The organism is Guptibacillus hwajinpoensis, from assembly GCF_001039475.1.
GTDB lineage: Bacteria > Bacillota > Bacilli > Bacillales > Guptibacillaceae > Guptibacillus > Guptibacillus hwajinpoensis.
Genome location: NZ_LELK01000008.1, coordinates 1 through 10,711, shown reverse-complemented (window position 1 = coordinate 10,711; position 10,711 = coordinate 1). Strand labels below are relative to the sequence as shown.

Genomic DNA, 10,711 nt, shown 5'->3' with positions numbered 1-10,711 from the left:
CCTGTTGAATACAGGAATCATCTCCTTAGGTCAGCCTAACCCTTTTTTAAAGTGTCCTTTACAAAGGGTACAGTTTAGAGGTCCTATCGCTTTTTTTTATTGCTCTACCTTATCTGATTCTTGCGCTTCTTCAAGCAATCGTTTCGCTTCAGCTTGCAACCTTTTACGATATCCATATCGAGACACAATGATACTGAATTCATAAAGAAGTAAAAGCGGCACAGTTACCATAAGATGCGAGATGATTTCAGGTGGTGTAATCATACCTGCAATCACTAAAAGCACAAAGTAAGCATACTTCCTTATTTGCACCAACATAGCTGGATTCAGCATACCGAGCCTCGTAAAGAACAGCACGATAACTGGCAACTGAAAGACAAAGCCAAACGGCAATGTTAATTGAAACAAGAAGCTGAAATACTGATTGGCCCCATACATCTCCTGAATATTAAGACTCTCCGCAAGGTTCCCAACAAAATCGATTACGAACGGGAAAAGAACAAAATAGGAAAAAGATATGCCACCAAGAAACAGGATGAAAACGGATGGAATGTACGACAAAGTTACTTTCCGTTCATTTTCAAAAAGTCCTGGTGAAACAAAAGCCCATAGTTGATAAAGCGCGAGCGGAGACGTCATGATAAATGCAATGAGAAAAGCAAAGCTGAAATAAACTTTCAACGGGTCAGTGAGATGAAAAGCGTTCATCGGAATACCCTGTGCTTCAGGAGCATGTTGCAAGAACACAATGACTGGCTTTGCCAGAAACAGTCCTGCAATAAAGGAAAGAATTAAGAAAACGACAGTTATAATGATTCGTTTCCTTAATTCTTCTAAATGATCATAGATGGATTGCGTCTGATCCTCCATTCACTATCCGTCCTAACCGATTACTTGTCGTTATTTTTCTTATCATTTGGTTCATCGTCATCATCTGCAAGACCTTTTGTAGCGTTTTTAAACTCACGAAGAGTGTTACCTGCTGCTTTACCAAGCTCAGGTAATTTCTTTGGTCCGAAGATAATTAAAGCAACAACTGCAACTAAAGCGATACTTGCTCCACCCATTCCCATGCGTGTCACCTCCTTACGATTTATACTGGATAATGCTTCATGAAATAGACTAGCGCCTGCAGTTCAACAGCGAGATCAATGTGATGGACACGAATATGATCTGGAACCGTTAGCCGAGCTGGGGTAAAGTTCAAAATACCTCTAATCCCCGTATCGTTCATCTGATCTGCAATCGACTGGGCAACGTGAACTGGTACAGTTAGAATGACGACTGATATATCTTTTTCTTTAATCTGTTTTGTAAATTCATCTATATGATAGACCGGAACGCCACCAATTTCCTGATTGACTTTCTCTTCATCTGCATCAAAAGCCAATTCAATTTTAGTATTGTTATTTTTGATAAAATTGTAGTGGAGAAAGGCTGTCCCAAGATTACCAACGCCAATTAGAGCTACTTTTGTTGTTTCGTCTTGATCTAGTGTCTTACTAAAAAAAGATAACAAATAATGAACATTATACCCATAGCCCTTTTTACCTAGGGCCCCAAAGTAACTAAAATCTCTTCGAATTGTTGCTGAATCTACCTTAATAGCTTCGCTTAATTCTGCTGAAGAAACTCGCTGTTTACCTGATGCACTTAAATTCTTTAAATATCGATAATATAGCGGCAGCCGCTTCGCTGTCGCCTGCGGAATTTTCGTCTGATCAATATCCATACATTACCTCCATATTGATCTCCGCGCTCCATCACCAGGTTATTCGCGCGTGTAATCCCCGCTTTTTCCTCCTGTTTTAGTAAGAAGATACGTTTCCCCGATAACGATGCCTTTATCCAACGCTTTGCACATATCGTATACAGTTAATGCAGCCGCTGATGCTGCCGTCAGCGCTTCCATTTCAACGCCAGTACTCCCGCTTGTCTTCACGTTAGACTTGATAATGAGCTTATAAGATGAAGACGTCTCCTGCCAGTCAAAATGTAGGTCAACGCCAGAAAGCGCTATCGGATGACACATAGGGATGAGATCAGATGTTTTTTTTGCTGCCATAATTCCGGCAATTTGAGCGACTTGAAGTACATCGCCTTTCTTCATCGTACCGGATTTGATACCGGAATAAATTTCTTCACTCACCAGCACGCTCGTTAGCGCAGTTGCCGTTCGAACAGTGGGAGTCTTATCAGAAATGTCGACCATTTTGGCACGGCCTTCTTCATTAAAGTGAGTAAACGAACTCATATCTGCCCCTTTCTTCATCCATAGATGATAGAAGGTTAATGCTACTACTTGTGACTATACACCATTTCTTGCTGTCTTGCTGTTTTTTTGGTGACATTTTTTTGCTAAATCATGAACACTGCTTTAGTTGCTCAGCCTATCCCGTCTGCGGTAAACTTAAAGGAAACTAGGTAGATTGCCAAACCCTCGGAATGAAACGATATTGGAGTTGAATTTTTGCTTTGCTCCTTTACAACTTGGACAACCCAACTACCGTATAAGGAAAGAAGTAGAGGTGAACGAACATGATCGTACTACAAGTAAATGGACTCACCAAATCTTTTGGTGCTGATACCATTTTATCGAATATTAAATTAGAAGTACAATCCCGAGACCGCGTAGCACTTGTTGGACGGAACGGTGCAGGAAAATCCACTCTTCTTAAAATGATTACAGGGCAGCTTTCATACGACTCTGGCGATATTATTAAGCCCAAAGATGTTTCAATTGGCTACATGGCTCAGGATACTGGGCTAGAATCGGACCTTTCAATCTGGGAAGAAATGCTAGGCGTTTTTGATCGGTTGCGTAAGATGGAAGACGAGCTTCGTCGTTACGAAAAGAAAATGGGTAATCCTGAGATTTATGAAAATGAAACAGAATATCAACGGATTTTAAAAGAATATGATGAACTTCAAGTTGCCTTTAAAGACCAGGGTGGCTATAAGTACGAAGCAGATATTCGCACTGTACTACACGGTCTCAACTTTAAAGATTTTGATACTAACACGAAAATTTCTACACTAAGTGGTGGGCAAAAGACACGTCTCGCCCTTGGGAAACTACTATTAACGAAACCGGAACTACTAATTCTCGATGAGCCTACTAACCACCTTGATATCGAAACACTTACGTGGCTTGAAGGCTATCTCCAAAATTATTCAGGGGCATTACTCATCGTATCTCACGATAGGTATTTCCTAGATAAGATTGTCACAAAAGTCTATGAAGTTTCTAGACATCGTGCAGAACGTTTTGAAGGAAACTATAGCTACTATCTGGACGAAAAAGATCAGCGTTTCGAACAACAAATGAGAGAATTCGATAAACAACAAAAGGAAATCGCTAAGCTTGAAGAGTTTGTTCAGAAGAATATCGTACGTGCTTCTACAACAAAGCGAGCACAAAGTCGAAGAAAACAGCTCGAGCGAATGGACCGAATAGATAAACCTAAGGGCGACGAGAAATCAGCCAACATTTCTTTCTCTATTGATAAACAAACAGGAAATGATGTTCTCACCCTGAGAGAACTTGCAATAGGATATCCTAATAACATCATTAACCAGGGTTTAACATTTGATCTTAAACGACAGGAAAGCGTCGCACTTGTTGGTCCAAATGGAATTGGTAAGTCAACGCTTCTGAAGGCGATCGTTTCTGGTCAAACCTTGCTCGACGGTGATATTCATTATGGTAGCAATGTAAAAATTGGCTTCTATGATCAAGAGCAAACCAATTTAACATCGAATAAAACCGTGTTAAAAGAACTATGGGATGACTTCCCTCTAACAGACGAGAAAGATGTACGCGCTGTTCTAGGTCGTTTTCTTTTCACTGGTGATGACGTACTAAAAAACGTCTCAGATCTAAGTGGTGGGGAGAAGGGACGACTTGCCCTTTCGAAATTGATGATGCAAAAATCCAATCTTCTTATACTGGATGAGCCAACAAACCACCTGGACCTTGATAGCAAAGAGATTCTTGAAGAAGCTCTTATTCAATTCCCAGGTACCATTCTTTTCGTTTCCCACGACCGCTATTTTATTAATCGTATTGCGACTAGAGTATTAGAGCTATCAACAGATGGCGTAACCGCTTATCTCGGTGACTATGATTACTATGTTGAGAAGAAACAAGAACTCGCTGAGCTTGCTGCACTTGAACAGCAAACAAGTCAACCTGAACAGCAAACTTCAGGTAAAACAAGCTTTCAGCAAGATAAGGAAACAAAACGACAAGAACGTCAAATGCTTCGACGATTAGAAGAAATAGAAAAAGAAGTCGATAACGCAGAAAACCGTATGGCAGCACTCGAAGAAGAGCTTTGCCTTCCGGAAGTTTTCGAGGACCACGAGAAAGTAATGAAGTTAAATGAAGAAATGGATCAACTTCGTCAAAAAGCAGAAATGTTAATGGAAGAATGGGAACAATTACAGGAAGCTTAGAAAAACAGTCCACAGTGGACTGTTTTTTCTTTAGATAGAAAATTTTCCGACATATTCACACTATCCACATACTTATCAACAGAAAGAAGCTCGTTACTACCTGTCCCTCAAATTTTATCCACATTATCCACAGAAAGATACACACTTACACACAATAAGAGACGTATTGATAAAATCGAGTTTTGATGCAGATTCGTATAATTTATCCACATTGCACACAAGGTGTTAATAACTGTTCGTTTTAACATTCTGCCTTAAAAATAAGGCTATGTTAATGAACAGTGTTGATTTTTGGCTCGTTCGAGTGAAAAATCGAGAATAAAACCATCCTGAAGCGGAAATCAACCCACTCTTATCACAGCTATATCTACGTAAAGAGCCAAATAAAAAAACCGGGATTAGATTCCCAGTTCTAATCCCGGATTCGCGTTCAGTTGCAAAGAAGAACGTTTGCCTTTTCGGTAAGCAATTGTTCCCGCCGCTGCAATCATCGCAGCATTATCCGTACAATAATGAAGAGGCGGAATGACAAGCTCAGCACCTGTTCCGTCAAACGCTTCCTTCAAAGCATTTCTTAAACCACTATTAGCTGCCACACCTCCAGCAAGAAGCACCTGATTTACACCATACTCTTCCGCTGCTCGAAGTGTCTTCGTTACGAGAACCTCTACCACTGATGCTTGAAAGCTTGCTGCAAGATCTTCTGGCTTCAATTCCACATTCCGCTGTTTCGCGTTATGAACAGTATTAATGACAGCAGATTTTAAACCACTAAAGCTAAAATCATATGACCCTTTCTCTAGCCACGCACGTGGAAGATCAATTGATTCCTCTCCCTCCTGTGCAAGACGATCAATATGGGGTCCACCTGGGTAAGGAAGCTGCAATGTTCGAGCTACCTTATCATAAGCTTCACCAGCTGCATCATCACGCGTTTCTCCAATTACCTTGAACTCACCTTCAGCTTCCATATAAACTAGTTCTGTATGGCCTCCTGAGACAACAAGGGCAAGTAATGGATACGTTAGGTCTGTCATAAGCTGATTCGCATAGATATGCCCCGCAATATGATGTGTACCTATGAGTGGCTTCTGATGTGCAAAAGCCAGTGCTTTGGCTGTATTTACACCAATTAGCAAAGCTCCTACTAAACCAGGTCCCTCCGTCACTGCTATTCCATCAATGTCGTCCATAGAGAGTTTAGCCTCGTCAAGAGCCTCTTTTAGAATAAGGGTCATCTGTTCTACATGATGCCTGGACGCGATTTCAGGTACAACTCCCCCGAACCGCTTGTGGCTCTCAATTTGAGAAGCTACCACGTTAGCAATGACTTCTTTCCCGCCCTTAACAATGGCAACCGCCGTTTCGTCACAGCTCGTTTCAATTCCAAGTATTATTTCTTGATTAGTTTCCATCTAATTTCACCCACATCACTAGCGCATCTTCTTGATTATCCGTATAATAATTCTTTCTAATGCTACCTTCTTCAAAACCATATTTCCGATACAGATTCTGCGCAATTGTATTTGATACTCTTACTTCAAGTGTCATCTTAAGCGCACCGCGTGATTTCGCAAAGTCAATCGCTCTTTTTAAAAGCGCTTCTCCAAGCTTCATCCCTCTATAATCAGGGTGTAGAGCTATATTTGTAATGTGCGCTTCATCGATAATCACCCAAACACCACAATATCCCGCTATCTCTTCTCCTACTTCTAGAAGAAGATATGTAGCGAAATGATTAATGACTACTTCATTATAAAAGGCTGTTCTGCTCCAGGGAGTTGGAAATGTTGCTTTCTCAATGCGCATGACAGCTTCTATATCTTCCACGGTCATCGACCGAAAGGATACCGTTTTGTTCATTTCTAATCCCCTACTTTTTTTGTGAAGCTAGCCATTTTGCTTCAGCCTCAGCCAGTCTCACGTAGTTCGGTGTGAAATGATGGACATCTTCCACAGGTTCTTTACTAGATCCAATTCTTGCAAGTTCTGATGGACGAGCATTTGTACTACTAACTGGCGCAAAAAGCGCTTTGTTTCCAAGGATTGATTCAATTGTCTCTTTATGAATAGCTAAATCGTTACTAATAAATAAGAAGCTTTCATATTTATCCTTGTTTTCATTCAGCCAGTCTTCAAGCAATACAATTTGGTCTTCTGTTCGTCTTTGGACGAACGTTCCCTCTGACTTAAAAAGGCTTGTGTAAACCTGTCCTCGTCTCGCATCAAAAAAAGGAACGATAACCCCTGTATAGTATCGACCACTCTGCGCAAGCACTTCAAGGCTAGAAACACCTACAAGTGGTATTCCTAAGGTCCACGCTAGCGTTTTGGCAATGCTAACCCCAATCCTTAATCCAGTATAAGACCCCGGACCTTCAGCCACTACGATCCGCTCAAGTTCATTAGGTTTTAATCCGACTTCTTCAAGCAATTGGTCAATAGCAGGCATTAACCGAACAGAGTGATTTTTCTTCAGATTTGTAATAATCTCACCGATAATCGTATCTCCATCCATAATCGCTACGCCCATACAATAGTTCGAAGAATCAATCGCTAGTACTTTCATGCTGCAACTCCTTACACACCGACTCATAGAAAGTTCCAAATGGCCTTAAAATAAGTCTACGTTCTGATTCTCTTTGATGATAGATTTCTACCCTTAGAAGCTCCTTTGGGAGCATATCATGTATGAATTTCGCCCACTCCACTACAGTCACGCCTTCGCCTTCGAAGTATTCTCCAAAACCGAGATCCTCATCACTCTCCTCCAGACGATAGGCATCCATATGATAAAGGGGGATGTTTCCTTCATATTCTTTAATGATTGTAAAAGTTGGACTGTTTACGATTTTCGTAACACCAAGACCTTTTCCAATCCCTTTTGTAAACGTCGTCTTGCCAGCACCCAGATCTCCTTCAAGCGTTAAAACACAGCCTGGCTTAAGCTTCTCTGCAAGCTTCTCCCCAAACTCCATCGTTTCTTCTGGAGATTTCATGATGAAAGCATATCCACTCATGTCCATCACCTATTCCTTAGACGAGAAGTGATTATAGCCCTTCTTGTCCAGTTTAAATTTTTGATCTTTGTAACTCATCCATACACCCGGCTTTTTATCTTCAACATAGCCAATTCTATAAATTGATTCCTTTTGTTTAAGAAAAAGATTCTCAACATTTTTCCAATCCGCCTCAGCTACGGTTCCAATTAATTCGTAATCTTCTCCACCGTTTAACATCCATTCTAACCGTTGAAAAGAAGAATAAGCGTCAAACCCTTCAGGAGCAGGAATTAAATCTTGCTCGAGTACAATAGAAACGCCACTTGCTTCAGAAATCTCATGTGATTCACTAGCTATTCCATCACTCACATCATTTAATGAAATGCGGCAATCACTTTTAGCTAGAATGCGCCCTTGCTTAACACGAGGGTTAGGCTCTTGATGATAGGAAATATAAGAATTCGTATCACCACTTAATAAAGACGAAAGACCAGCAGCAGAACCTCCGACCGGTCCAGTTAGAAAGACAACATCTCCAGGCCTTGCGTTACTTCTAAGAAGTCTGCGCCCTTTCTCGATCTTCCCGATAACCGTAACCGAAATATGAAGATCACTTCTAGTGGAAACCGTATCCCCTCCTATCATGTCCATTTGAAATTCATCACCAAGTGCTTTTAGCCCTCTATAAATTTCTTTAAGCTGCCTCGTAGACCACCCTGAATTAGGAACTGATAGGGAAACAAGATAAAATAACGGAATACCACCCATAGCAGCTACATCACTAACGTTTACAGCTAGAGCTTTCCTACCTATTTGAAAAGGAGTCATTGTATCCTTCTTAAAATGAATACCCTCCACCATCGTATCTGTACAAGCAATCTCATCACATTCTGCACCGATACGATAAAGAGCAGCATCATCTCCAATGCCATTAATTAGTTCATCACGAAATGAATAAGCTGGCGTGATGGATTGTATAAATGCAAACTCATCTTTCAATCCAACTCATCTCTCTTTCCATTTTATAAAAAAACCTTAGGAATTTCATCCTAAGGTGCTTTTTCTATCTATTAGTTTATCTTACTTAAGAGTAAATTCACATGATTCTTTAGAAAAACTTGTTCTTTTCAATCACTCATTTAGTACACATAGCACTTACCTATCTGAGTGTATAAAAAAAAAGCGAACAATTCGCTTAAAAAAATGGCGGTCTCGACGGGAATCGAACCCGCGATCTCCTGCGTGACAGGCAGGCATGTTAACCGCTACACCACGAGACCAGTATGTAATGTTTGAAAACTGTACACTTACGATTGTGAGTAATAATACCAAGTTATGAGTTTAGGTTGCCCCTAATGGACTCCGAATTAAATTTTAACGTAGAAGCATACTCGGCGTAGTGAAAATTTGGTTATTGGTTGCGGGGGCAGGATTTGAACCTGCGACCTTTGGGTTATGAGCCCAACGAGCTACCGAACTGCTCCACCCCGCGACGATATAATATAAATGATGATTTGCTTGCTTCATTTTGAAAAGCAATTAGTGTCTTACTTGGACACAAATAATACTATACCAGATAAATCTAATGAATGCAAGCATTAGTAAAAAAAAGAAAAAATCCCTACTAGAGGGATTTTTCAACAGCTTGTTTAAATGCTGCAACAATATCATTTTCATTCTCGATTCCAACAGATATACGAACAAGTTGTTTTGTTATACCTAGTTTTTGTCTCGTACTTTCAGGGATCGTTCGGTGTGATGTGCCGATTGGATAAGATACAGTGGTATCTAACCCTGCAAGTGTTGGGATGATCTTAACCCAATCAAGTGATTTAAAAAATGTTTTTACATCAGTACCTTCATCTAACTCAATAGAAACCATAGCTCCATTTCCTCTTTCAGAAACGTACTCGGGATAATAAACATTCTTTATTCCTTCTACACCTTTTAACTCACTTGCAAGAAAAGCAGCGTTTCTCACATGTCGTTCCATTCTCACACTCATCGTTTTTAACCCTCTACAACCTAACCAAGCTTCAAACGGGCTTAGATTAGCACCAAGGTTTATTACTTTGGCTTTCGCCTTTGCAAGAAGATCTTCTCTTCCTACTATAACACCTGCAGTCACATCACTATGTCCGCCAATGTACTTAGTTGCGCTATGCACAACTAAATCAATTCCTATGCGATAAGGTTGAAGAAGATAAGGAGTAGCAAATGTATTATCAACCATCGTAACTAAGTTGTGTTTTTCACCGATCTCACTTAGCATTTGTAAGTCTTCTACACGAAGAAGAGGGTTCGTAACAGACTCTGTGTACAACAACTTTGTGTTAGGACGGATTGCATTTTCTACTTCGTCCTTTTTTGTAAAATCAACAAACGATACTTCAATTCCGAAGTCAGGAAGCTCTCCAGCAAAAAGGGAATAGGTTCCCCCATATAAGTCTTCACATGCTACTATATGATCTCCAGCTTTAACTACAGAGAGAACACCAGCCAGAATAGCAGAAAGTCCAGAGGAGGTTGCAACGCCCTTAGGTGCTCCTTCAAGATCTGCTACTCCCATTCCAAGATCATCTGTATTGGGATTGCTTACACGCGTATATAAATAATCCTTTTTTCCCTCGTAAAAAGATTCAAGGTCATCCAGGTCTTCAAATACAAATGCCGACGTTTGATAAATTGGTTTTACTTTACTAACGGTATCTCCTTTTGTTTTTCTTGGAAAGTTTACCGCTTTTGTGTCAAAATGAAAATCCATTTATTTTCCCCTTCCGCTATGTAAAATTCTTTTTCATTAACTGTACGTCTTCTAATGGTGTTTATCAAGAGATTCGGTTCGAAATTTTCAATTTATTGATTTGTGGATAGCTGTTTTGACTAAAATACCAGAGATTTATTGTCTGCTTTTCGCTATACGGTGCTTTTGGGAGGGTTTATCCGCGATATTTTCGATATATCCGCGAAAATCGAATTATATCCGCGATTCCCACCATTTTATCCGCGAATTTGAGATTATATCCGCGATTCCATTTGAAAGCAGTGTTTGCTAGCTTAAACCACACAAAAAAAGCCAAAGATCATTTGATCTCTGACTTTTCATCATTGCCCAGCGACGTCCTACTCTTGCAGGGGGAGATCCCCCAACTACCATCGGCGCGAGAGCTTAACTTCCGTGTTCTCACACGGGGCGCGATAAGCGGCGAACTTCTTCGTCAGCTGCGCGATGCCAGATCCTCATGGATCTC

At 40.5% G+C, this 10,711-nt stretch carries 11 protein-coding genes and 2 tRNA genes; 1 reads left to right on the top strand and 12 read right to left on the bottom strand.

The window, feature by feature from the left end:
- Positions 1-96: 96 nt before the first annotated feature.
- The 4 genes from tatC to moaC are packed head-to-tail and all read right to left on the bottom strand — an operon-like array spanning position 97 to position 2,254.
- Positions 97-870, bottom strand: coding sequence for a twin-arginine translocase subunit TatC (gene tatC, locus AB986_RS18285; protein WP_048313070.1), 774 nt, complete (start codon positions 868-870; stop codon positions 97-99).
- 20 nt (positions 871-890) lie between these two features.
- Positions 891-1,073, bottom strand: coding sequence for a twin-arginine translocase TatA/TatE family subunit (locus AB986_RS18280; RefSeq protein ID WP_048313069.1), 183 nt, complete (start codon positions 1,071-1,073; stop codon positions 891-893).
- Positions 1,074-1,093: 20 nt separating this feature from the next.
- Positions 1,094-1,732, bottom strand: coding sequence for a redox-sensing transcriptional repressor Rex (locus tag AB986_RS18275; protein WP_048313068.1), 639 nt, complete (start codon positions 1,730-1,732; stop codon positions 1,094-1,096).
- 39 nt (positions 1,733-1,771) lie between these two features.
- The gene (gene moaC, locus AB986_RS18270; protein WP_048313067.1) at positions 1,772-2,254 is read right to left on the bottom strand and encodes a cyclic pyranopterin monophosphate synthase MoaC; all 483 of its coding nucleotides are present in this window, start codon (positions 2,252-2,254) and stop codon (positions 1,772-1,774) included.
- A 284-nt stretch (positions 2,255-2,538) separates the two neighbouring features.
- On the opposite strand from moaC, the gene AB986_RS18265 reads away from it, so the two are divergent.
- Entirely contained in the window at positions 2,539-4,458 is a 1,920-nt protein-coding gene (locus AB986_RS18265) for an ABC-F family ATP-binding cassette domain-containing protein (RefSeq protein WP_048313066.1), read from the top strand.
- A gap of 398 nt (positions 4,459-4,856) precedes the next feature.
- Here the strand turns inward: AB986_RS18265 and tsaD are convergent, their stop codons facing one another.
- The 8 genes from tsaD to AB986_RS18225 form a co-directional block, all read right to left on the bottom strand.
- Positions 4,857-5,873, bottom strand: coding sequence for a tRNA (adenosine(37)-N6)-threonylcarbamoyltransferase complex transferase subunit TsaD (gene tsaD / locus AB986_RS18260; protein ID WP_048313065.1), 1,017 nt, complete (start codon positions 5,871-5,873; stop codon positions 4,857-4,859).
- The gene (gene rimI / locus AB986_RS18255; RefSeq protein ID WP_048313064.1) at positions 5,863-6,321 is read right to left on the bottom strand and encodes a ribosomal protein S18-alanine N-acetyltransferase; all 459 of its coding nucleotides are present in this window, start codon (positions 6,319-6,321) and stop codon (positions 5,863-5,865) included. Before rimI ends, tsaD begins: the two co-directional genes overlap by 11 nt.
- Before the next feature lie 10 nt (positions 6,322-6,331).
- Complete coding sequence (gene tsaB / locus AB986_RS18250) at positions 6,332-7,027, bottom strand: tRNA (adenosine(37)-N6)-threonylcarbamoyltransferase complex dimerization subunit type 1 TsaB (RefSeq protein WP_048313063.1); 696 nt, start codon at positions 7,025-7,027, stop codon at positions 6,332-6,334.
- The gene (gene tsaE, locus AB986_RS18245; protein ID WP_048313062.1) at positions 7,008-7,478 is read right to left on the bottom strand and encodes a tRNA (adenosine(37)-N6)-threonylcarbamoyltransferase complex ATPase subunit type 1 TsaE; all 471 of its coding nucleotides are present in this window, start codon (positions 7,476-7,478) and stop codon (positions 7,008-7,010) included. Before tsaE ends, tsaB begins: the two co-directional genes overlap by 20 nt.
- 9 nt (positions 7,479-7,487) lie before the next feature.
- Positions 7,488-8,459 (bottom strand): thiamine-phosphate kinase, encoded by a 972-nt coding sequence (gene thiL, locus AB986_RS18240; RefSeq protein ID WP_048313061.1) that lies wholly within the window; start codon positions 8,457-8,459, stop codon positions 7,488-7,490.
- Between the two features lie 205 nt (positions 8,460-8,664).
- A tRNA-Asp gene (locus tag AB986_RS18235) sits at positions 8,665-8,740 on the bottom strand.
- Positions 8,741-8,875: 135 nt separating this feature from the next.
- Positions 8,876-8,952, bottom strand: a tRNA-Met gene (locus AB986_RS18230).
- A 132-nt stretch (positions 8,953-9,084) separates the two neighbouring features.
- Positions 9,085-10,224 (bottom strand): trans-sulfuration enzyme family protein, encoded by a 1,140-nt coding sequence (locus AB986_RS18225; protein WP_048313060.1) that lies wholly within the window; start codon positions 10,222-10,224, stop codon positions 9,085-9,087.
- Between the last annotated feature and the right edge of the window lie 487 nt (positions 10,225-10,711).